General features: G+C 43.4%; 17 protein-coding genes, 1 other RNA gene and 1 pseudogene. 8 read left to right on the top strand and 11 right to left on the bottom strand.

Annotated elements, in window-relative coordinates:
• Positions 1–213 precede the first annotated feature (213 nt).
• Complete coding sequence (locus tag JMY00_RS09755) at positions 214–1,218, top strand: NAD(+) kinase (RefSeq protein ID WP_179798759.1); 1,005 nt, start codon at positions 214–216, stop codon at positions 1,216–1,218.
• Positions 1,219–1,273: 55 nt separating this feature from the next.
• Entirely contained in the window at positions 1,274–1,585 is a 312-nt protein-coding gene (locus tag JMY00_RS09750) for a DUF1315 family protein (RefSeq protein ID WP_057759241.1), read from the top strand.
• Positions 1,586–1,711: 126 nt separating this feature from the next.
• Here JMY00_RS09750 and JMY00_RS09745 read toward each other — a convergent pair whose 3' ends face one another.
• The 6 genes and pseudogenes from JMY00_RS09745 to JMY00_RS09720 form a co-directional block, all read right to left on the bottom strand.
• The gene (locus JMY00_RS09745) at positions 1,712–2,086 is read right to left on the bottom strand and encodes a HopJ type III effector protein (protein WP_057759243.1); all 375 of its coding nucleotides are present in this window, start codon (positions 2,084–2,086) and stop codon (positions 1,712–1,714) included.
• A 179-nt stretch (positions 2,087–2,265) separates the two neighbouring features.
• Positions 2,266–2,433: pseudogene (gene csrA / locus JMY00_RS09740) on the bottom strand (carbon storage regulator CsrA); the annotation flags it as partial.
• A 430-nt stretch (positions 2,434–2,863) separates the two neighbouring features.
• The gene (locus tag JMY00_RS09735) at positions 2,864–4,150 is read right to left on the bottom strand and encodes an aspartate kinase (RefSeq protein ID WP_057759246.1); all 1,287 of its coding nucleotides are present in this window, start codon (positions 4,148–4,150) and stop codon (positions 2,864–2,866) included.
• Positions 4,151–4,507: 357 nt separating this feature from the next.
• On the bottom strand, positions 4,508–7,180 hold the full coding sequence (gene alaS, locus JMY00_RS09730; RefSeq protein WP_201580031.1) for an alanine--tRNA ligase: 2,673 nt from the start codon (positions 7,178–7,180) through the stop codon (positions 4,508–4,510).
• Positions 7,181–7,410: 230 nt separating this feature from the next.
• Positions 7,411–8,493 (bottom strand): hypothetical protein, encoded by a 1,083-nt coding sequence (locus tag JMY00_RS09725; protein ID WP_201580030.1) that lies wholly within the window; start codon positions 8,491–8,493, stop codon positions 7,411–7,413.
• Positions 8,494–9,078: 585 nt separating this feature from the next.
• On the bottom strand, positions 9,079–10,818 hold the full coding sequence (locus JMY00_RS09720; protein ID WP_201580029.1) for a DUF389 domain-containing protein: 1,740 nt from the start codon (positions 10,816–10,818) through the stop codon (positions 9,079–9,081).
• A 275-nt stretch (positions 10,819–11,093) separates the two neighbouring features.
• Between JMY00_RS09720 and JMY00_RS09715 the strand changes: the two genes are divergently transcribed.
• Positions 11,094–11,306, top strand: a complete 213-nt coding sequence (locus tag JMY00_RS09715) for a hypothetical protein (RefSeq protein WP_102094255.1) — start codon at positions 11,094–11,096, stop codon at positions 11,304–11,306.
• Between the two features lie 154 nt (positions 11,307–11,460).
• Here JMY00_RS09715 and JMY00_RS09710 read toward each other — a convergent pair whose 3' ends face one another.
• Positions 11,461–12,864 carry a L,D-transpeptidase family protein gene (locus JMY00_RS09710; RefSeq protein WP_201580028.1) on the bottom strand — a complete coding sequence of 468 codons (1,404 nt, stop codon included), beginning with the start codon at positions 12,862–12,864 and terminating at the stop codon, positions 11,461–11,463.
• Between the two features lie 340 nt (positions 12,865–13,204).
• Between JMY00_RS09710 and prmB the strand changes: the two genes are divergently transcribed.
• Complete coding sequence (prmB, locus tag JMY00_RS09705; protein ID WP_101206117.1) at positions 13,205–14,377, top strand: 50S ribosomal protein L3 N(5)-glutamine methyltransferase; 1,173 nt, start codon at positions 13,205–13,207, stop codon at positions 14,375–14,377.
• Positions 14,378–14,522: 145 nt separating this feature from the next.
• Positions 14,523–15,626: a chorismate synthase gene (gene aroC / locus JMY00_RS09700; protein ID WP_093068921.1), complete on the top strand. Its 1,104-nt coding sequence runs from the start codon at positions 14,523–14,525 to the stop codon at positions 15,624–15,626.
• 134 nt (positions 15,627–15,760) lie between these two features.
• On the opposite strand, the gene JMY00_RS09695 is transcribed toward aroC, so the two are convergent.
• The 4 genes from JMY00_RS09695 to JMY00_RS09680 all read right to left on the bottom strand — a co-directional run bounded on the left by JMY00_RS09695 (position 15,761) and on the right by JMY00_RS09680 (position 20,380).
• Positions 15,761–15,961 (bottom strand): hypothetical protein, encoded by a 201-nt coding sequence (locus JMY00_RS09695; protein WP_201580027.1) that lies wholly within the window; start codon positions 15,959–15,961, stop codon positions 15,761–15,763.
• A gap of 235 nt (positions 15,962–16,196) precedes the next feature.
• Entirely contained in the window at positions 16,197–17,993 is a 1,797-nt protein-coding gene (gene creC / locus JMY00_RS09690; RefSeq protein WP_201580026.1) for a two-component system sensor histidine kinase CreC, read from the bottom strand.
• 16 nt (positions 17,994–18,009) lie between these two features.
• Positions 18,010–18,789, bottom strand: coding sequence for a response regulator (locus tag JMY00_RS09685; RefSeq protein ID WP_201580025.1), 780 nt, complete (start codon positions 18,787–18,789; stop codon positions 18,010–18,012).
• Positions 18,790–19,021: 232 nt separating this feature from the next.
• Positions 19,022–20,380: a glycerophosphodiester phosphodiesterase family protein gene (locus JMY00_RS09680; protein ID WP_201580024.1), complete on the bottom strand. Its 1,359-nt coding sequence runs from the start codon at positions 20,378–20,380 to the stop codon at positions 19,022–19,024.
• Between the two features lie 430 nt (positions 20,381–20,810).
• On the opposite strand from JMY00_RS09680, the gene JMY00_RS09675 reads away from it, so the two are divergent.
• The 3 genes from JMY00_RS09675 to JMY00_RS09665 form a co-directional block, all read left to right on the top strand.
• Positions 20,811–21,482, top strand: a complete 672-nt coding sequence (locus tag JMY00_RS09675) for a dienelactone hydrolase family protein (RefSeq protein WP_201580023.1) — start codon at positions 20,811–20,813, stop codon at positions 21,480–21,482.
• 85 nt (positions 21,483–21,567) lie between these two features.
• Positions 21,568–21,926, top strand: a transfer-messenger RNA (tmRNA) gene (gene ssrA / locus JMY00_RS09670).
• A gap of 291 nt (positions 21,927–22,217) precedes the next feature.
• Positions 22,218–22,887, top strand: a 670-nt coding sequence (locus JMY00_RS09665) for an AMP-binding protein (RefSeq protein WP_201580022.1), incomplete at its 3' end; no start/stop codon positions are given.

Here is a 22,887-nt window from a genome sequence, read left to right as displayed (position 1 = left end):
TAGACTGCTCATTGGCTAGCGCATCGGGCTACTGTATCGCTCAATACGCTAATTGGAAAACTGAACAGACAGATTCGGCTAAGTAAAACATTCGATAGCTTTTATATGGGGTCAGTTACGACAGTTAACAACGATAATTCATAAACATGCTAGTCTAAGCGCGCATTTATCGCTATCATTACCTTGTACTTCACCGTTATACCGAGTCGTTTTATGGAAAACTCAGCGCAGTCAGCAAGATTGCCACACTTACATGAATCAGAGCTATTCCACGCTATTAAAAATCCTGCCTTTAGGCGTATTGGTCTAATGGGCCGTGCTGGTAAACGTAGTGTCACTCAAAGCTTGGTACAGATTGCCCAAACCGTCAATGATATGAATTTGACCTTGATAATGGATGTACAAACGGCCAATTTGCCAACGCTTGACCTCACAGACATAGAAAGAGTCAAAATCGTCAAACGTGGTTTGATTGGTGAGATTTGTGATTTGGTTATTGTGGTTGGCGGTGATGGTTCGATACTACATGCTGCTGAAGCGTTAGCACGCTACCGTGTACCTGTACTAGGGGTAAACCGTGGTCGTCTAGGATTTTTAGCAGATGTAAAACCTGATGAAGCTGCGTTTAAGTTACGCCAAGTATTGATGGGAGACTATCAACTGGACCATCGGTTCTTATTGACGATGGAGATACGAGAAGGGCGCAAAATTATCCATGAAGATATGGCGCTGAACGACATCGTATTGCACGCCGGTAAATCGGTACATATGATTGATTTTCAGATGAAAATTGATGGACATGATGTTTATAGACAGCATAGTGATGGCTTGATAGCGGCAACACCGACTGGCTCTACTGCTTATGCCTTATCAGGTGGCGGTCCAATTATTCATCCGAGTATGGACGCTATTTGTCTGGTGCCGATGCATCCCCATACATTATCTAGCAGACCGATTGTGGTCAGCGGTAATAGTGAGGTCTGTATTCGTATCCACGAAGACAATCGTACTCAGCCGATGGTGAGTGCGGACGGTAAGCCAAGCGTGCCACTTGAGCAAGAGCAGCGCCTCCATATTCGTAAGCATCCTGATAAGCTTACCTTGTTGCACCCACCTGGGTTTGACTTTTATGAGGCCTGCCGTACAAAGCTGCACTGGAACGTACATGCCGAAGAATTCAGTCTTGATGTCGATGATGATATTATAGACGATGAATAAGCGTATCTATTAGACCAAAATATGATACAAAAAATGGTAGTGGAGAGTAGGTAAGATGGATAAACAAACAATACTAGCAAGTCTAACGCCCGAAGTGGTTGATAAATTTCGTATGGCGATTGAACTAGGCAAATGGCCTGACGGTCGTAAGATTACTGCTGAGCAGCGCGAGACTTGTATGCAAGCAGTGATGGTATGGGAGCATGAGCACCTACCGCCAGCTGAGCGTACAGGTTATATTCATAAACCCGTAAAAGATGATGGCTCTGTCGTTGGCGCTGAATGTGATGTCGAGCACGAGCATCACTACCCTAATATGCCGAATCCTAAAGGTGCGGTACAGCCTGTTAAGTTTCGTGATAAATAGGTTTATAAGAAATCTATAATAGTTGTGATAAAGACAATTGTCATAAAAAAGCCACGCTATATAGCGTGGCTTTTTTTACTTTATCAATGATTAAATCATCAGAAATAGCTTAATCACTATAAATGATTAAATAGCAGTCGTATCGACACTAGGACGAACCGTTAGCGGATTCTTTTGCATCAAGAATCCTTGCCAGCCCCAATGTAAAAAATTACGGATATTGGCATGATCGGTACCGTTAGGCGTTGCTTGAACCTTGGCATAATGTTCGCCAAATAGCTTAAGCGTGTCCAATTGGTTCAGGCCATGGTGCTTAGCAAAACCAAAAATCTTTGCGCTACCTTCGTTCTCACCGGCTGCATTATGTACCATCCCATTTACGAAAGGGGCAGGCGCATAGCGATAAAAATCATCGATAAAGCTGATGACATCATTGAATCCAATGGCTTTTTTGTTCAAACCATTAAGTAATGCCGATACATCTGATTGGCGGATACTCATAAATAAATGACCTCAGAGCAGATTAAAAAAACAATATAATATTTATGTGTGCTCAATGATGATAGTAGCCGTTGAGCGTTCAGCATTATAATTTAGCTAGCTTAGCGATTAAAGTAGTCTTCGTCATCAAACGAAGGCGAAAAGTTGCCTTGCTCAAGATGCTGCATTTGCGACTGTACAGAACGCTCATGCTGAATACGTTGATAAATCTCTTCGCGGTGTACTGCAATATCTTTAGGTGCGTTTACACCGATACGTACTTGATTGCCTTTGACGCCTAGAACCGTCACACTTACTTCGTCGCCAATCATTAGCGTTTCGCCCACGCGGCGTGTCAAAATTAACATGCGTCACACTCCTTATGTCGCATCAACAAATTATTACTCATCAGATTACTTCTCAATTGCAGAACATCACCGCAGCACCAAACATGCAATATAACCATTATCACGATGCCAGATATCGTGCCAATAGCGGTAATGATAGGTAGATTCATTTAGCCCAAATGAAAGCCCCATTATAGGCGGCATAACAGATACTGTCACGGTTTTTCACAAAACTATTAGGTAAATGCTCATTTTAACTATGCTAAAAAATAAAAATAGGACCTAAAAAGATCCTATTTTATTTAAGTACTGTTTTTATTTAGATACTATTAATTCAAACGCTATTAATTTAAATGCTGTTTATCTACATACTATATAAAGTATAAAGTCATTAATAGCGATTAATAGATAACCATTAAAGCTAATGCTATATTTTAACAGTTTTTATGTCTTATAGCCCAGCGATTTTGCTTTCACCGTCTTCACGATCTAGGCCAAATGCCGTGTGCAATGACTTAACGGCTTTTTCTAAGTGTTGATCCTGAATCAGGACCGACACTTTGATTTCGCTGGTTGAAATCATTTGGATATTGATGTTGTTTTCAGCCAGTGTTTGGAACATAAGACTAGCGACACCTGCGTGTGAACGCATGCCAACACCAACCAATGACACTTTAACCACTTCACTGTTGCCCAATATTTCTTTGGCGCCAATTTCATCTTTTACTTCTTCGTTAAGCACTTTTAGCGTCTTATCTAAATCAGTGCGGTTAACCGTGAAAGTAAAATCAGTGGTACCGTTATCCGAAAGGTTTTGTACAATCATATCGATTTCAATATTGGCACGACCAATTGGGCTTAAGATAGCAGAGGCGATACCAGGATGGTCAGGCACGCCGCGTACTAAGATTTTTGCTTCGTCTCTATTGAACGCGATACCTGAGATGATTGCCTGTTCCATATTGTCTCCTTCGTCTATCGTAATTAGGGTACCCACGTTGTCTTGAAATTCTTGGTCAAAGCTACCGTCTGTGTTTTCATCAAAGCTAGAGAGTACACGTAGCGGCACGCCATATTTACCAGCGAATTCTACTGAGCGAATCTGTAGAATCTTAGAGCCAAGACTTGCCATTTCAAGCATTTCTTCAAATGTAATTTTTTCAAGTTTTTTGGCTTTTGAGGTCACACGAGGGTCAGTGGTATAGACACCATCGACATCGGTATAAATTTGACATTCGTCAGCGCCCAAGGCAGCAGCAATCGCCACACCTGTGGTATCAGAACCGCCGCGCCCTAATGTGGTCGCGTTGCCTTCTTCATCGATACCTTGGAAACCTGCCACAATAACGATATTGCCAGCATCTAATTGCTCGCGTATGTTTTTGTCATCGATGCTTTCGATACGGGCTTTGTTATGGGCGTTGTCGGTTTTAATCGCGACTTGGCGACCAGTCATTGAACGGGCACCAATACCAAGCTCTTTAATCGCCATCGCGAGTAGTGAGATAGAAACCTGCTCACCTGTTGAGACCATTTGATCGTATTCGCGAGGATCAGGCTGTGTGCTAATTTGGCGAGCTAGATCAATCAAACGGTTGGTTTCGCCGCTCATGGCTGAGACTACGACGACCACTTGGTGACCATTGTCATGCCAGCGTTTGACTCGTTTGGCGACGTTTTTGATGCGGTCGATACTACCCATCGAGGTGCCGCCGTATTTCTGTACTATTAACGCCATAAAAATCTACCTATTTATTCAATAATGACTTTTTATTGTCATTGATGAGAGTCAATGTGATGCTCGTCAATGCTTGTATAGATAAAGCCAGATGATAAGAGTTATGCCTTTAGGTTTTTCATTCTTCTAATGGTATCTATCAACCTTATAGAATGAACAATATGCCCAAACGTTGACCTTTATACCATATCTACTGCATAACTTTAAGCCTCAGGAGCGCTTAGATGTATGGCGATTGGTTATAGTAGTTATAACCAATCACGTATTCTATGTGTAATAGAGTAAAGCTATGCGATAAATATAAAGTACATTGTGACGCGCTATACCAATATATTCACGAGTTTAATATTCACTAGCTTAGCTAAGCTGGGTTTCAATCCAAGCAGGTAGAGCGCTGATAACCGCTGCACTGTTACTAGACTTCGGTGCGCCGCCTTGTGCGTAGTCAGGCTTACCGCCACCTTTACCACCAAGCTCACCTGCTAAATGACGAATAATATCACCAGCCTTCACTTTGGCAGTGACAGATTTTGCGACGCTCGCTGCGAGTGCTAATTGGTCATCTTTATCACCAATCAATACAATCACGCTATCAGGCAGTTTTGATTTGATATCGTCCATCAGCGTACGGATGGATTTACCATCGATACCGCTTAAAGTACTGATAAGAACCGGAGTGCCAGCGATCGTTTGTACATCATCAAGCAAATTGGCTGCTTGAGCACTGGCTATTTTTTGTTGCAAACGTTCTAGTTGTTTTTCTAGGTCACGTTGCTTATCAGCCATCGTACGGACACGCTGCGCCACTTCAGGACGTTTTACTTTCAGCTGACTTGCCAATTCGCTCAGTTGTTGCTCGCTTTGCTGGATGTTTTTGATCGCGTTCATGCCAGTGACCGCTTCAACTCGGCGGATACCAGCCGCAATACCAGACTCACTGGTGATTTTCAGGACACCGATATCGCCCGTACGCTGTACATGCAAGCCACCGCATAGCTCGATAGAGAAAGGCTTGCGCTGACCATCAACGATACGGTCTGTACCCATGGTTAGGACTCGAACGTCACTGCCGTACTTTTCACCAAACAGTGCCATTGCGCCTTGACTCATTGCTTCATCAATAGACATGTGCTCGATACGAGTAGGGGTGTTGGCTTGAATTTGCTCATTAACGAGACGTTCGACACGCATGATTTCAGCGGCGCTAACAGGTTTGTCATAAGCAAAGTCAAAACGTAGTACTTCGCTTGAGACTAGTGAGCCTTTTTGCGTGACCGCATCGCCTAGCACTTCTCTTAGCGCTGCGTGCAATAGGTGAGTGGCCGAGTGGTTTTTGGCGCTGGCTGCACGTATACTAGACAGTACTTGCGCTTCAGCGGTTTGCTTAGTGCTGATATCACCCATGGTCACGACACCATAATGGATAATCGCCTGACCAGATTTTTTGGTATCTTGCACTTCAAAGACGCCAGATGCCGTACGGATTTCACCAAGCTCACCAACTTGACCACCACCTTCAGCATAAAATGGGGTGCGATCTAATACCACAACGCCTTCCATGCCTTCTGTTAAGCTGTCTGCTGGGTTGCCGTCTTGATAAAGCGCATCAATCGTTACGCCGTTTTCTTCAAGCTGCTCATAACCAACAAAGACGGTTGGTGTCTCTACTTGGATGACACTGCTGTAATCGACGTCAAACTTGCCAGCATCACGCGCACGCTCACGTTGTGCCTGCATATGCTCATCAAATTCGGCTTCATCAATAGCAATACCACGCTCACGAGTGATATCAGCAGTCAAATCAAGTGGGAAACCATAGGTATCATAAAGCTTAAATGCTGCTTCACCAGATAGCGTATCACCATCTTGTAAGCCTTCAAGTTCGCTGGCAAGCAAACGTAAGCCTTGAGCCAATGTTTTAGCAAACTGTGCTTCTTCTTTTTGAATGGCGTTTTCGATGACGCTCTGCTTGTCTTTTAGCTCAGGATAGGCACTGCCCATTTCAGCTACAAGCGGCGCAACCATCTTATAGAAAAACTCACTATCAGCGCCAAGCTTGTTGCCATGACGTACCGCACGACGAATGACACGGCGCAATACATATCCGCGACCTTCATTACTTGGCGTAACACCATCAGCAATCAAAAACGCTACGGCACGAATATGGTCGGCGATGACTTTCAATGATGATTGTTGCTCATTGCTGATCTCTAGGATTTCAGCTGCTGCATCCATCAAATGAACAAATAAATCGATCTCATAGTTGCCATGAACGCCTTGCATGATGGCACTAATACGCTCAAGCCCCATGCCTGTATCGACACTTGGAGCAGGTAGCGGCAATAGTGTGCCATCTTTTTGACGATTGAACTGCATGAATACGCAGTTCCAAATCTCAATATAGCGATCGCCGTCTTCTTCTGGCGTACCTGGCAAACCGCCTTCGATATCGGCGCCATGGTCATAAAAGACTTCGGTACAAGGGCCACAAGGACCAGTGTCACCCATCGTCCAAAAGTTATCAGAAGCGTAGGGAGCACCTTTGTTATCGCCAATACGAATGATGCGCTCACTTGGAATGCCGATGTTTTTATTCCAAATTTCAAAGGCTTCGTCATCAGTTTCATAAATCGTGACATAAAGACGATTTTTATCAATCGCTAACCACTGATCCGAGGTCAAAAACTCCCAGATATACTCGATGCCTGCTTGCTTGAAGTAATCACCAAATGAGAAATTGCCAAGCATTTCAAAGAAAGTATGATGACGGGCGGTATAGCCGACATTATCCAAATCATTATGTTTGCCGCCAGCACGTACGCATTTTTGAGAGGTTACCGCACGTGTATAGTCACGTGGTTCCATACCCAAAAAGGTTTCTTTAAACTGATTCATACCGGCATTGGTAAATAGCAATGTCGGATCATTGTGTGGAATCAAGCTAGACGATGAAACTTGGGTGTGCTGCTTGCTTATGAAAAAATCGATAAAGGCTTGGCGAATATCGGCTGAGCGAAATGGCTGGCTCACAGCGGCTCCTTACTGACGGATAGAATTGAGTAAATGATATAAAATAATTTTGCAAGCGATTTTAGCACAAACGCCTAAGCTCTTGGTACAAGAGTTATAACTGCAGGGTTACTCTGCGAAAGCGAATGGTGCTTTAATTTGCAACTAATCAGCGTTAATGGGTTTCACCGCGAATGACGGCATGAGTCGCCAAAAAGTCACTGGTGATACCAATCTCAGCATGCTCAATGTTAACTTTGTGCTTGTGCTGGCTGATTACGGCTGCGAACCCACGCCCAAATAATAGCCACAATCATTATTAGACCAATAATGCCTAGCATGGGATACACGGTGCCAATGAGTTTACTGAAACCAAGCTGGCTTAAGCCCAGACCAATGATAGCGAAAAATGCGCTAAGCGATTTGAAGCGATTTGTTCCTGGCGTCGCAAAGCGTGTACTAAAGGCAAAAAACATACCCACTGCGGTACTGTATATCATACAAATGAGCGTCACTGACATAATTATCGCTAACACGGGCGAAATGTTTGAGGCCAATCCTAAAGTAGGCATTTCAACGCCTATGAGTTTATCGATATTAGCAAAAAGACCAATGTTGAGTAAAAATACTAATAAGCCCAAGCCAAGTCCACCCATCGCGCCACCGCTGGCTGCCGTTTTTTCTGAGCGGGTCATACCCCCAATGACTGCCAGCATAGGAAAGCCAACTGCAATGTTAAAGGAGGCATAAAGCACCGCACCAAAAAACCAATTTGAGACCGGCCAGTTTGAGCTGATAGTGGGTATTTCTTGCGCTACCTTATTTAGCGTGTCACTTGAGGCGCTGCTGTTAAAAATTGAGTACGTGGTAATAGCCAATATCAATAGCAGTAGTACAGGCATGATGATACTGATTAGCCTTATAATGCCCTTTACTTTTAAACAGAGTGTGGCGATTACCAGTACTGTCATGAAAATACTGCCCACCAGCGGTGGCCAACCGTATTGCTGAGTAAAAATGGAACCACTACCAGCCAGCATGACCACGCCGACACCAAATAAAAAGAACGATAACACCACATCCATAACCAATCCAGCACGCGTACCAAATAAGGTATACAGTACTTTTTTGTGTGAGTTGGCCTGCATATTCGAACTCATGCGCGCAATTTGCATTCCCAAAAAAGCAAAAAGCGCGGCACTAACCAGCGTGCCAATAACACTTGCCATACCATAGCCGGTAAAAAACTGAAGGACTTCCTGACCAGAGGCAAAACCGCCGCCAACGACTACTGACATATAGGCTGCGGCTATTTGCCAAGATTGTTTGTTCACTATTATGTACTCCTATCCCTGAAGTTTAGATTTGTTAGGCTAACTTGCCTTAATTGTTGTAGCGCGAAATATAGGATTCGATGGTTTATTGCCAGACGATTGAGCGTCAGATAACAAAATCATGGCAGTAAGGCTTTAAAAAAAATCCTAGATACTAACACGGTATTCGATAGAAGTCAGCCATCAAGTGCAACCTATACATTTAGTTAAAAAGCTTGCTGTTTTTGTATATTTAATTTGTGAAGTGTAAACAATCATGTGGATAGTAAGGATTCAGTGATGAGTTGGCCATTTTAGTGAGAACACCAATGGTCTTATGAGCATATTTGAGGATGGCGACTGTAGATACGTCTTTGAGGATGAGGTGTAGGCTATTGAGGATGAGGTGTAGGCTATTGAGGATAAACTGGGGCGTGTCATCACTTAGATTGCGGGGCTTAACATGAGAAAAATTGCAGACAAACAAGGAAGTATTCGCTGTAAATATGAACATATTGACAAGAATTCTGACGATGTTTGACAAAATTTAGCCATTTTAAGGCCACTAAATGTGTCAATGTGCTAATTGAGGACACGCCCTAAGCATTAATTGGTCAAAATCGCCGCATCGGTTTCATCCAGTTTGTCTTGTGTGGTTGGATTGGACTCGATTACTTGTACAGGCAAATAACGTAATTGGAGCTTGATTGGCAAGTACTCTGGGAAATTCTCTGCCATATCTTGAGTAATGAGCGTTTCAATCTGGCGTACGTCATATGAACTCGGCAAAGTCTCTCCACGTACGATTGCTCGCACCACTTGGTTCTCTTCTGAGGTATCAAACTGCGTATTGGTCAATACATTGCCTTGGTCGATAAAGTAGTTGTTGATGGTTTCTTTGACACTACTCTCAAATACTTGCTGCTTGGCATTGGTCTGTAGGTTGATAGTCAAGTAGGCACCTAGGCCGCCAAGTAGCAACAAGGTCACAGCATTCCGCTGCAAAAAAGTCAGATAGGTATTGGACTTATAATCGTCATCGACCAAACGACGGAAGCCTAATACCCACAATACAAGCGCATTGGTAAACTGGATAGCAAGAATGTTGGTCGCTGCCAATAATAGCGCGCCAAGCCCGAGTTGCATCTCACCATTGGCGAGCAAGATACCACTCGCAGCCAGTGGTGGTACTAAGGCTGTGGCAACTGCAACGCCAACAACCGCAACCGAGAGATGCGGAGATACCATCGCATACGCACCAGCCGTGCCACCTGCTAAGGCAATCATCAAATCCATGGAAGTAGGCTGGGTGCGAGATAGGATTTCTGCCGTTAGCGGTTGGTCTTTATGTAGCCAACCAACGATAAAGCCGACCAATACCACCAATGAGACACCGATAATAACGGTAAAGAGCGACTTACGTAGCAGTGGCATACGGTGATCGATAATCGCTAGGGCTATACCCGTGATAGGACCTAGCATCATCGCAACCAGCATCGCTCCGATGACTACGGCTGCTGAATTGGTCACTAGCCCATAACTGGCAATGATGGCAGACAAAATGTTCATGATGAAGTACATCTTGCTAGGCAGCGCGTTTGCCTCAATCCTAACCCGTACTTCTGGGTAATCTACCTTTTGATTGCTGAATTGCTCGGCGACAAATTGCTTATAAGACTCAAGTTTGGCTTCTTTTTCCTCTTGAACCTCATCTTCGTCACTTTCACCTTGAGACTTTTGAGCGTCGCTGTCTTCTACATCGGTTTCTTTACTTTGATTATTATCCTCTGAGTCATTATTTTGATGGTCATTATTGCGACTAGATTTGTTTTTTGTTTTTTGTTGATTGGCTATTTTGTTATCTGATGACTGTGCTGCAATGTTTGTGTCATCAGCAGGGTCGTCTTCTACTTCTACCGTTACTTCAGCATCACTATCATCTCGAGCACTTTTTTCTGTTGTTTCTGCCGTATCCGACTGGAAGAAATCGGACTTTTCTTTCGCTTCTATAGTTTCTGACTCTGCAACCTCTGATGCTTCAGTATTTGATTGTGACTCAGGTTCTGTCGACTCCAATGTTGCTACGACCACATCGTCACTGATGGTTTCCATCGTTATCTCGGCGTCAGGTGGCTGCGCACATTCAGTGTCTACTTCGGAGTCTGTTTTGCTATCTGTATCAGTCGATTGCTTGTGTTGATTGTCTTCGCTTTCATTATTGTCTACAGCGGCATCATCAACTACTGGGTCAATTGTCGCGTCTTGATTGTGAGAGGCGTCAGTAGCGATTGATGAATCGTTTTGATCCACTGAGTTAGGCGCAGTGTTTTTTTTAGATGAGGACATAGCAGATAGCGTTCTTAGTAGATAAAGAAAGTCATTATTGTAATGATAAATAGATAAAGATATAGGAGATTCTTGAAAATATAAAAAAGAGTTGAGAGAAGGTGGGAGTAAGAACTGGTATTTCTTATGATTAAGTCTAAAACCTTAATAATAGCATGGTTTTTATTCTAAAGTCATTCAATATAGATGCTACAAGGGTTCACGATAAATACTTACTTTTTTTGTGGAATTAAGGTTAAATATATTATATCCACAATAAAGATAAGGAATAATTTATGAACTGGCCGTTATTTTCTGTCATCTACTCAATGGCAGCTACTGTGACTATCGGACTTTTTATGATTGGTGCTCTCATTACAGGGTTCGATGAGATATTTCATATTCAAATAGCAGTGGGATTGGGCGTTCTAGCTTCGATACCTGCAGGGTTATTCTTTACCAAAAAAATTGGCAGTATTACTGGCAATGAGGAAGGCTATAAGACATAAAGGCGAACAGTAAGACACAAAGACAAGCAGTGTTATCGATGTAAAGTAGAACCGCCCATCAACAAACAAAAAAGACCTCAATATTGAGGTCTTTTTTGTCATCATTAAAAATATTTGCTAACTAGCATCGAAGCTAGATTTAATACAGTTCTATTTATTGAAGTTCGACAACCGCGCCATTTTCGATATTGGCATATACTTCTAACACATCCCAGTTGGTCAAACGAACACAACCTGCTGAGCCCTGACGACTGATACCTTCAGGTACTGGTGAGCCATGTAAACCGTAAGAAGGCTTAGATAATCCCATCCAAACGACACCGACTGGGTTGTTTGGTCCTGGTGCTATCATATGAACTTTCTTTTGAGCGCCTTCACCAACGGTTGATTTATACCAAGGCATTTTTACTTTATTGATAATTTTGAACGTGCCTTTTGGAGACGGTGTGGCATCGCTACCAACGGTCGTCGGATAAGTAGCAACCAATTTGTCACCATTATAGGCATACAATGTTTTGTCGGCTTTGTTGGCGACAACGCGATTGATACGTTGGTTCAGCTTGTCGCGAGTATTTAGTACTGTGATAGTCTCGCCAACAGCGTACTTTTTATTTTTGTTGAGTTTGTCTAAGTAACGTACATCCATATGGAAACGTTCACCTAGCATCTCTTTAATGTCTTGATAATAAAGACCTTTCATTTTTGACTTCGCTTCTGAACCAGAAGGTGTGGTCGCAAAATTGGTATTGATATCGTCTGCGGTCAACGTATAAGTGACCAGTACAGGTTTGTTTGCAGGAATGTTTTTAACCAAGGCGTCCCAAGTTTTTTGATCCATTTTACCAGTCGCTGGCAAGCCTTTCATGGTTTGGAAGTTAACAAGGGCTTTTTTGCTGTTCATGCCCCAACCGCCATCGATAGGACCAGGAGAAGCATGGTTCCAATCGAGCAGCGCCTGCATTTTAATGGTCATCGCTGAGTTGACTTTCATATTAGGTGACCAGACTGCACCGTTCACTTGCTTGGCATAGTTCGACAAGTTCAGCGTTGTATGTTTCTTACCATCTTTGTCTTCGATGTTTTTGATGGTTGGATCATCGCTAAAGTCTTGACGCTTCTCACTCTCTGGTAACTCAAAAGCGAGTGGATCAGACGAGTCGATAGATGATAGGTCGCTAGGCGCAGCGACGGCTTGACCTTCACTAATGTCATCATTGCGGTCAGCTTGCTCATCTTTACGCGTTAGTTCTGCTGCACTCATATTATCAGCAACTGGGGCTGGCACGTTTTGGTTGGCTTCTTGCTTATTATTGATAAGCTGGTTCATGCTGTCGACTGGTTTCGCTTTCTCTGTATTTAACTGTACAGTAGCAGCGCCATCTGAGCGACTACGGTTTTCTTGCACATTAAGGCTAACCTTTTTGGCAAGACCTGGCATAGCGTCGGCCGTGCGTACTGGCAATGTGCGAGTACTATCGGCAGGTGCAGCAAGTGCGGCTACACTAGCACTTACAGCTGCGATAGATATGGCAGTAATAATTGGCTTTATTTTCATCATATTGAGTCACTTGTGGTTGCTACTAATGCGGCTATTATGCGCATAATTTGATTGCATCGCAAACTTTTGACACATCTTTTTGCATTTAAGACTTGCCAAACGTCAACTGCTGACGTATTCGCTACAGTTGGGTAATAATTTAACCAAGGTGTGTATGGCGTCGTGCTCGATTCTTACGCAAACTGTTCATTATTCGCACTATTTTTTGTGCAAGTAAAAATGACAGTTATTGGCGCTACTAGAGGTTTACGTCTATAATGTATGACTGAATTTTATTTAATATAACGATTTTTAGCAGAAAGCAATTTAACCCGCTAGCAGTTAATCCACAAGGTGCGATATGTCAGAAGACCAAACAATGAGTGCAGAAGAGTTTCAAAACCAATACTTCAATGATGAGTCTGAGGGCTTAGACGGTGAGATGGAGTATGATTTAGAGACTGGACTTCTTGGTGAGCACGATGAATTTGCTAACTTACATGCAGAGCTAAACGAAGCACGTGAGCAGCTCGTCAGTATTCGCGACTTTATTCGTTTTTCAGTCACGCAGCTGCGTAATTATGACGTCGTTGTTGCACAAGGCACGACCGATGAGTTTGCAGAAGCGTCAGCCATTGTCTTGCATTCTTTGTCTCTCGATTGGTCTGCCAATGAGCAGATTTTAGACTGTCGTCTGACTACCTCTGAGAAGCAGTTGGTACTAGGGCTGTTAGAAGAGCGTATCGCTGAGCGTAAGCCACTCAGTTATTTGATTAACTTATCGTATTTCTGCGACCTGCCTTTTTATGTTGATGAGCGTGTTCTTATCCCTCGTTCACCGATTGCAGAGTTGATTCGTCAGCAGTTCCATCCGTACTTTGAAGTTACCGAGTTGGCCAAACCACTGGGTGTCAGCCCGAATGAAAAGTCAGCGGTATTCTATGATCATGGTTTAGATGTAAAGCAGTTGTCGCAGCCTGAGCGTATCTTGGACTTGTGTACTGGCTCTGGTTGTATCGCTATCGCGCTTGCTACCCGTTTCGTTGATGCGTTGGTCGATGCCGTTGATATCGATAAAGGCGCATTAGAAGTGGCAATGGTCAACGTAGATCATCATGACCTTGGCCATCAAGTAAACGTAATCGAGTCTGATTTGTTTGCCAAGATACCTGCTGAGAACCAGTATGAGCTTATCGTCACCAATCCGCCGTACGTAGACGCTGCTATCATGGCAGATTTGCCGCCTGAGTTCTTATATGAGCCTGAGCATGCACTAGCAGCTGGTCAAGATGGCTTAGATTTGGTACATCGTATCTTATTTGAAGCGCCAGATTACCTTAGCCCAGATGGTTTACTGATCTGTGAGGTAGGTGACAGCGAATGGGCCCTAAAACAAGCCTATCCTGAAATCCAGTTTGATTGGTTGAAGTTTGCACATGGCGGGCATGGTGTCTTTGCGATTACCTATGATGAGCTAGTCTCAAACCGTCAATTGTTTGCCTCTTATGTTCAGCTATTAGATAGCCTTCAGTAGACAAATATTAGGTTAAATAGACGTCGGCTGCATGAGCCGAAACTATAAGCAACAACTACAATCACTCATTATAAGCAACACAAGCAATAACCATGAGTGATTGGTCAAATAGTCATCAGTAGCGTTTACTTGTTTAAGGACAGTTATGGCAGGCAATAGTATTGGGCAGGTTTTTACGGTCACCACTTGCGGTGAGTCACATGGCGCAGGCCTTATGGCCATCGTTGATGGCGTACCACCAGGTTTAGCATTATCTGCAGACGACCTACAAGTAGATTTGGATCGTCGCAAACCGGGTACGTCTAAGTATTCAACCCAGCGCCGTGAGTCTGATGAAGTTGAGATTATCTCTGGCGTATTTGAAGGCAAAACCACAGGTACGTCTATCGGTTTATTGATTCGCAATACCAATCAAAAATCTAAAGACTATAGCGATATCAAAGATACTTTCCGTCCTGGACACGCTGACTATACTTATAGTATGAAATATGGCTTCCGTGACTATCGTGGTGGCGGTCGTTCGTCAGCGCGTGAGACGGCTATGCGTGTAGCAGCTGGTGCTATCGCAAAGAAGTATTTGCAAGAACGTCTAGGCGTGCAAATTCGTGGTCACGTGACTCAGATTGGCAATGAGCATAGTAATGTCTTAGACCCAAGCCAAATTGATTGGGAATTTGTAAATAGCAATCCGTTCTTTTGTGCAGACAAAGAAGCGATTGGCCGTTTTGAAACCTTGATTGATAACTTGCGCCGTGAAGGCACCAGTTGCGGTGCGCGCCTTGATATCATTGCGAGCGGTGTGCCAGTAGGCTTAGGCGAGCCAGTATTTGATCGTTTAGATGCAGATATCGCTCATGCGATGATGAGTATCAATGCGGTGAAAGGCGTCGAGATTGGCGATGGGATGGCGGTGGCAGGTCAATTCGGACATAGCGCTCGTGATGAGCTGACCCCAGATGGATTTGCAGCCAACCATGCTGGTGGTGTCTTGGGCGGGATCTCATCAGGGCAAGATATCCGTGTGAGTATTGCGCTAAAACCAACGTCTAGTATTACCACTGCTGGCAAGAGCATCAACACTCAAGGTGAGGCAGTCGATATGCTGACTAAGGGTCGTCATGATCCTTGCGTTGGTGTGCGTGCTACGCCCATTGCCGAAGCGATGCTAGCGATTGTAGTGCTTGATCATTATCTGCGTCACCGTGGTCAAAACGCCGACGTAAAGCCGCCAGTACAATCGATTACTTAGTATTTTTGTCGTAGAGTAATCAGCCCTTTGTTGTTTCCAGTAGTTTAATACTAGAAATGATAAAGGGCTTTTTTATGTCCAAATAAAATACAGGTATTACCTAAATACAGTTAATGTGTTGAGCGAGCAAAGTATTAGGCTGCCAGTTGATACTCATCAATAGCCACACACTGCTGATGTCGAAATACCAATAATAACCGCTGACTAGGAATCGCTAGCCAATGACCAAACTCAATACTATCAACGCTTTGGCTCGTTAATGTCTGTGTACAATGATGACGGCTAAAGCCGATTAGGCTCTTGATAATAGGGTTATCCGTTAATTGATGTGACATAGATTTTCTACTCCTAATTTGCTTTACGAATTTGACGGTTCAATAGATCCTAGTGCTATCGTAAAACAATGAAGTAGAAATCCTGTGTAGTCATGATGGAAAGTTGATGAACTGTTATATAGTCATTCCACTATAAAAGTATTACAGCGTTAACCTCGCTTGAAGTATCACATATATATCTGCATTCGGTTGCCTTGTACTACTCTTAAATTGAATCGACTATAGGTTATTATTCTCAAGCTAAGGGCAGGGTAATACTAACCATCACACCAAAACGCTGGTTTTTACCAGTATCAGTTTTATCAGCTCTAGCTTCTTCAGTGCCAGCTTTATTATCATTGGCATGGACATTATTGATGACTACCTGACCACCATGATGTTCAATTACTTGCTTCACTAGTGTTAGACCAAGGCCAGTGCCTTTTTTAAGCGTATTACTACTATGGTCAGTCTGCCTCGGCTCAGTCGTCGGATCTGCCGACTCTGTATATAGATCATTGCTGTCTGTGTGATTAGTTGTTTGAGATGAGGGTTGGCTTTGATGAGACAAGCTGAAGTAACGCTCAAAAGCTTTTGCGACAGCATATTCGGGTAGCAGCTTACCATCATTGAATATATCGATAGTGACGGTTCGAGCAGTGCTATGCAATGAAATCTCAACGGTACGATTTGCAAAGTGTATCGCATTATCAAGCACATTTTGCAGTACCTGTATTAACCAAAATTGGTCAGCATACACACTAGTCGCTACCAGTATTTCTGCTGGCAAGTTTGCAGTATTGGTCACATTCTTATTATCAATATATATATCGATAGGATATAGATTCTGCTGTTGCTGCTTGGCTGTATTATCTTTGATCAGGCTTTGCAAAAGTGGTAATAAGGGAGTCAGTTGTCGGTTGAGCTTAAAGGTAGGCTGTTCTACTTTAGCCAGCAACAGAAGTCGGTCGATGAGCTGTTGCATTTTTACGCTTTGCTCACCAACCGTCTCAATAAGCATCTGCCGATCTTCATTATCCAGTTTATTGCCATCCAATCCATCGTCCTCTAACAGCTCGCTACTGGCACGTATGGCGGTCAAAGGGCTTTTTAGCTCATGGGTCAAAGTATGGACGTAATCGGTGACGTAAGCACGGTTTTCGAGTCGATGCTTCATGGTCTCGATAGTATCGGTCAGGCTATTTAATTCATGACCTAGATAGAAATAGGGCTTTTTGGTGTCTTCTGCCAGCGCGCTAGTATATTGAGTCACTAAAGTAATGCTCTGCTTGAGCCACCATGCTACTAGACCTGCCAGTATAAGGGCGGCGATACTGATAAGTAGTGCGGTGATGAGCATACGGTTACGCGTATCATCTAAATAAGGCAATACGCTAGCGACAGGCTTACCGACACTGACCACACCGATGATATCTCCAGACGGATTTTTGATGGGCTGAGCCACATACATGACTGAACCATCGCGCCGCTGATAATCTCGCAGCGTGCTTCTTGCGCCGTATTGTCCTTTTAACGTGAGATAGACATCGTTCCAGCGTCCATAGTTCTGCCCTTCATTATTATCAGGTTTGGGTAATGAGTCATAAATGACGATGCCGCTACTGTCTGTCACATATACGCGAAAGCTACTGTAGCTTTTGGTTTGATCGACAGGACTGAGCGTTTCGCCCATCGCTGGCATGCCGACAAATGCCGCATCAAGTTGCGATTGATATTCCTCGTCATACAACTGTCCTGTAGATAACGGCACGTGTAGACTGGCCGCGAGTAATTTACTGGTGTCTAAGAGCGTGTCCTCGATGACTTGCTGCGCGGTTGGCTTAACGTAGCCAAACAACTGAGTAAACACGACCACGCCGCATATGACGAGCACCAACGCAACGGCTAGCCAAATTCTAAAAAATATACTTAAATTGAGCAGTCGTTTGCGTTTAGGGGCTTGCTGAGCAGTACCAATAGGATGCAGTTTGGCATACCAATTGCTTTGGTCATTATGAATATCATTCTCAGCAGGATTGATTTTATTATTCATAAACTAGCAGCCACCGTTAAGCGGGACATAGTGCGTAACCCAGTCCGCGATGCGTATGGATGACATCGACATTAGCATCTACCATAGCGAGCTGTTTACGAATTGATTTGATATGACTGTCTATCGTGCGTGCTAAGCGGTGGTCAGGATAGTCGCTTACTGCGCTAAGCAATTGCTCACGGCTAAAGACTTGCTGCGGCGCTTGTAATAGTGTCAGCAAAATTTTGCGTTCTGTATTGCTAAGCTCAAGCTTTTGCTCTTGCCACGTTAATGAATAGTTGAGCGGTTGATAATGCCAAACGCCAGATTGATTTTCAAACGTTAATGCCTGTCCTGATAGGTTATTCGAGGAAGTAGTATCAGTACTGTCATCTGAATTTGTAGTATGAGAGCTTGACTGCTGAATCAGCTGTTCACGGCGCCAAATGGCTTTTAAACGCGCGACCAATTCACGTGGACTAAAGGGTTTTGCGCAATAGTCGTCACCACCCATCTCCAACCCCAAAATCCGATCGACCTCATCGCTACGCGCGGTCAAAAACACGATAGGCAAATCTTTTAAGGCGTCGATATCAGGTGTATGACGTATTTGTTGACATAGACTTAAGCCGTCACCGTCTGGCAGACCGACATCCATAATGATCGCCGATAGATCTTGTGCTTCATGACTATGCAGCATGGGTAACACGCTACTGGCGTTATCCAGCCAAGTTATTTGCCAGCCTTCGCGCTTGCAGGTGACCTTAAGCGACATCGCGATCGCAGGATCATCTTCTACCAGTAAAATATGGGTCATAGTCTCTACATCGTCTTATAAGCTTAGTAAATTATCGTAGCACAAAACAGCAGGTTGCTCTTGCTGCCACGAGTCAAATGGTGTGAAAAGTTAATGGAAAAGTAGGGTGTTAAGTGGACAGTTTGTGATGTAATTATTTTAATACATTCAACAAAAAGGCCAGCTCAATGGGTAAGCTGGCCTTGGTAACGAAGATTAAGCATGACTGTCTATTAATAGACTAAGCGAAAACCTACTTAAGACCTTTGCAGTTGGCATAGTAGCTCACCGTAGCGGGCCAGTCTGAAAAAATACCTTGGACACCGACGTCTTGCGCTAGTACGTCAATATAATTCATCATATCACCATCATTGTTGATAGCATCGCTAAGACCGCTATAGTACCAATCGCCACCATCGGTTAATGGTCCTGAACGCTCTATCGACCAAGTAATGATGTTTAGACCATTGGCTTTGGCTTGTTTTGCGTATTCTGATGGTTGCATATTTCCCTTACCATCAGTAGTGACTAATAACCAAAGGGCTGGAGCAATAGTGTTGATGCCACGTGCTTTGATATCAGCCAATGAATGCTTCCATGTGCTTGCGTCATTTTTATCAAATGTTTTACTCTTAGCGGTCTCATTGCTGTCATCAATCAGATAAACGGCATTAGCCCCATAAGCTGGCTCGTTTTTGATCCAGTAATCAAGATCTTCTATATTGAATGACTGGGCAAATACATCGCTTGCAGGTACATTTGCTGCCTTATAAGTATCTATCAGCTGTTGGCGATAATCGTTCAAACGATAGCCGTTAAACGGCATGGTCACGGCGGGTGCTTTTAGCTCAGGCGTGTGCTTCATACCTAGCTTGCGTGCCAACGCGATATGCTCTTTTAACGTCATTACCTGACCATTTTGTGAATACAAATCCGTTCGCCAAGGCGCAGTCGCATTCATATATTCACTAAGGCTGGTTGCTTTTTTATTGGCAGCATCCATCTTACCCGTCAAGGTTTTAAACTGAGCAGCGCTGATATCTGAGGTGCGACATTCGATACTATCGGCATTGGTAAGTTTGCCTTTAGCATCTAAGATGGGCGGTACGGTACATTGCTTGGCCAGCGGCGTGGCTAATATATTAGTAGTGGTGTGCAAATCATTTTGGGCATGACGACAGACAAGCTCACCGTCATTGGTAAAAGCAACATCACATTCCAAGATGCCAGCACCCATTTGTGCTGACGCCACGTAGCTATCATAAGTATGTTCAGGAAGCTGTAATGGCGCACCTCGATGCGCAATAGAGAAGTCTGTCTTACTTGGCAGTTGCCCTCTGCATGCCTGTAGCTCTTCTTTTAGTGGTCCCTCATCCATATCATTTATCAGATAAAACGGACGCACTCCATAGGTATATGCGACAGGTAAGGACGATTGCGGTTGCGCTGTCGATAAAGGGGCTTTTGATGTGAGCACTGAGCGGCTATCGGTAGTGCAGCCTACTATCAATAATGAGCTGATCAGCGTTAAAGGTAAGGCGAGATTAATCTTATTAACCTTAGCCGGCGTCTGTTTACTCAGCTCAAGCGCTGATTTATTAGAAATTGTCATGTAAAATGTTCCTGCAAAATTATAAAAAAATCCCATCAGACGTATGGATAGGAATTGAAAAATTAACGTTTGACTATTGGTTGCTACTTGCCAAAAGAAGCTAAGGGTCGTGCATTCTTGTAAAAGCTTAGCCGTGTAAGAATTTGGTCTTGTAAGAACTTATCATTAATGCGGATACAATTGTAGGCACATGTACTAAAGAATAGACAGCTAACAGTATTTACACTTGATAGTATTGAGCTTATCGGTCGTAAAATCATACGTGTCTTCTTATACTGTTCTCATTTTTGCTATTGTTCGTTTAGTACCTCACTATTGACCATACTCTCAAACTAACAGATGATATTGACCATATAATGACACACACATTATTTTGGCAAAAAATATAGAAATGCTTAAGGCATATCTCACTACATTATTAAGGATAACTATGAGTAACTATTTAGACGCCGTAGTCGTTGAGCACAATCCCTCTCAAAAAAAGATAGATCGCGCAGTGATTTGGCTACATGGCTTAGGTGCTAGCGGTCATGATTTTGAGCCAGTGGTACCGCAGCTTGGCTTGGCTGATGATATGGCAGTACGTTTTATCTTCCCACATGCCCCTAAACGCCCAGTCACGGTAAATGGTGGCATGGTGATGCCAGCATGGTACGACATCATAGAGATGAGTCTGGAGCGTAAAGTAGATGTGGCTCAAATTGAAGAGTCTGCTCAGCAGATACAAGATTTGATCAGTCGTGAGATAGAGCGCGGCGTGTTACCAGAGCATATCGTTATCGCAGGGTTTTCGCAGGGCGGGGCAGTTGCGTATCATGTGGCACTTGGTTATCCAGAACGTTTGGCTGGCTTGATGACGCTCTCTACCTACTTAGCAACCAATGACAATATTGAGTATAGTGCTGCCAATAAAGACATGCCGATTTTGATTGAACATGGTTCTCATGATCCAGTCGTACCTGTCATCCTAGGTGAGCAAGCCCAGCAGTTATTGTCGGCAAAGGACTATAATGTGTCTTATAATACGTATCCGATGGCACATCAAGTCTGTATGCCGCAGATTCAAAATATCGGCAAATGGTTAAACACTGTTTTAGCATAGCCCATTAAGCTGTAACGTAATGTAATGCAGGCTACTTATAGGTTGAAACCTAACCGATATCTCCTATATAATAGCCAGTCTTATTGGGGATGTTCTGGCTTCGACGCTGGTGATGAAACTCAATGATGCATGTCGAGAGTGTATGTCCTCTCGTTAATCAAACATATATTGTTATAGTCGCAAACGACGAAACTTACGCTCTAGCAGCTTAAACCCTGCTTACTTAGTTGCTGATCACCTACAGTTGGTTAACTAAGTTGAAGCGTCCGCATGTAGGCTCGCCACAAGTGATTGTCTCAATTGCTTGGGTTCAAAAGTAGAGAATCGTCCAATCCATCCTGACTGTCGGATCGGTGCGGATTAAAACTAAAGACAGAAACTAAACATGTAGATTCATGAGCGTAATGCTGGCGGACGCGGGTTCAACTCCCGCCATCTCCACCAAACATTAAAAATCCGATCACTTAGGTGGTCGGATTTTTTTGTCCAAATTTTATGGTCAATTAAGCGAGTCATGATGCTAATGAATTTTTGATGAGAAAATAAGAACTATTTATATAGAGTAATCATTAAGTTTTTGAAGTTAAGTCACAATTTTTTGTTGTCTATAGAGAACATAATATTAGCTTGTCTTAAAGAATAATTCTGATTATTCTTAGTTGAGGCCTATTCTTCGCATCAGGCGATGCAGTAGCAAGAATAAGCGGACTTTCAAATAACTACAGGGAATGTATTATGTTAGGGAAAATGATGTACCAGCCATTGCTGATCAGTGGTCTAATCGAACACGCTGCCCGTTATCATGGCGATACGGCGGTTTTGTCCAAAGAAGTCGATGGACAGATGACTCATACCAATTGGCGTACTGTCTCAGATAACTCAAAACGATTGGCCAATGCATTGGCTACACTGGGTCTTAAATCATCAGAACGCATAGCAACTTTGGCTTGGAATAATCGACGTCATTTAGAAGCTTGGTATGCCATTTCAGGCAGTGGCATGGTTTGCCATACTATCAATCCACGTTTGTTCCCTGAGCAGCTTAGCTACATTATCAATGACGCTGATGATCGTGTACTATTTTTTGATACTACTTTCCTACCGCTAATTATGGCAATCAAAGAGCATATCAAAGGTGTTGAACACTTCATTTGTCTAAGTGATCGAGATGATAGTATCGTCGAAAAACTGCCTAATGTACTGTTCTTTGATGAGCTATTAGCAGAAAACTCGACTGACTTTGACTGGCCTCAATTTGATGAAGCAACAGCCAGCTCTTTATGCTACACCTCAGGAACTACCGGTAACCCTAAAGGAATTTTATATACGCATCGCTCTTCTGTGCTACATGCGATGGCGTTATGCATGCCTGATGTCTCCGCGCTCTCTGCACAAGATGTTTTAC

It is taken from the genome of Psychrobacter sp. Pi2-52 (assembly GCF_904846705.1).
Taxonomy (GTDB): Bacteria; Pseudomonadota; Gammaproteobacteria; order Pseudomonadales; family Moraxellaceae; genus Psychrobacter.
Note: the sequence above shows the minus strand (reverse complement) of the source record. Positions and strands in the feature narration are given on the sequence as shown.

Coding starts and splice junctions, on each gene's coding strand:
- JMY00_RS09755 (WP_179798759.1), top strand. CDS start 214: ATGGAAAACTCAGCGCAGTCAGCAAGATTGCCACACTTACATGAATCA.
- JMY00_RS09750 (WP_057759241.1), top strand. CDS start 1,274: ATGGATAAACAAACAATACTAGCAAGTCTAACGCCCGAAGTGGTTGAT.
- JMY00_RS09745 (WP_057759243.1), bottom strand. CDS start 2,086: ATGAGTATCCGCCAATCAGATGTATCGGCATTACTTAATGGTTTGAAC.
- JMY00_RS09735 (WP_057759246.1), bottom strand. CDS start 4,150: ATGGCGTTAATAGTACAGAAATACGGCGGCACCTCGATGGGTAGTATC.
- JMY00_RS09720 (WP_201580029.1), bottom strand. CDS start 10,818: ATGTCCTCATCTAAAAAAAACACTGCGCCTAACTCAGTGGATCAAAAC.
- JMY00_RS09715 (WP_102094255.1), top strand. CDS start 11,094: ATGAACTGGCCGTTATTTTCTGTCATCTACTCAATGGCAGCTACTGTG.
- JMY00_RS09710 (WP_201580028.1), bottom strand. CDS start 12,864: ATGATGAAAATAAAGCCAATTATTACTGCCATATCTATCGCAGCTGTA.
- prmB (WP_101206117.1), top strand. CDS start 13,205: ATGTCAGAAGACCAAACAATGAGTGCAGAAGAGTTTCAAAACCAATAC.
- aroC (WP_093068921.1), top strand. CDS start 14,523: ATGGCAGGCAATAGTATTGGGCAGGTTTTTACGGTCACCACTTGCGGT.
- JMY00_RS09695 (WP_201580027.1), bottom strand. CDS start 15,961: ATGTCACATCAATTAACGGATAACCCTATTATCAAGAGCCTAATCGGC.
- creC (WP_201580026.1), bottom strand. CDS start 17,993: ATGAATAATAAAATCAATCCTGCTGAGAATGATATTCATAATGACCAA.
- JMY00_RS09685 (WP_201580025.1), bottom strand. CDS start 18,789: ATGACCCATATTTTACTGGTAGAAGATGATCCTGCGATCGCGATGTCG.
- JMY00_RS09680 (WP_201580024.1), bottom strand. CDS start 20,380: ATGACAATTTCTAATAAATCAGCGCTTGAGCTGAGTAAACAGACGCCG.
- JMY00_RS09675 (WP_201580023.1), top strand. CDS start 20,811: ATGAGTAACTATTTAGACGCCGTAGTCGTTGAGCACAATCCCTCTCAA.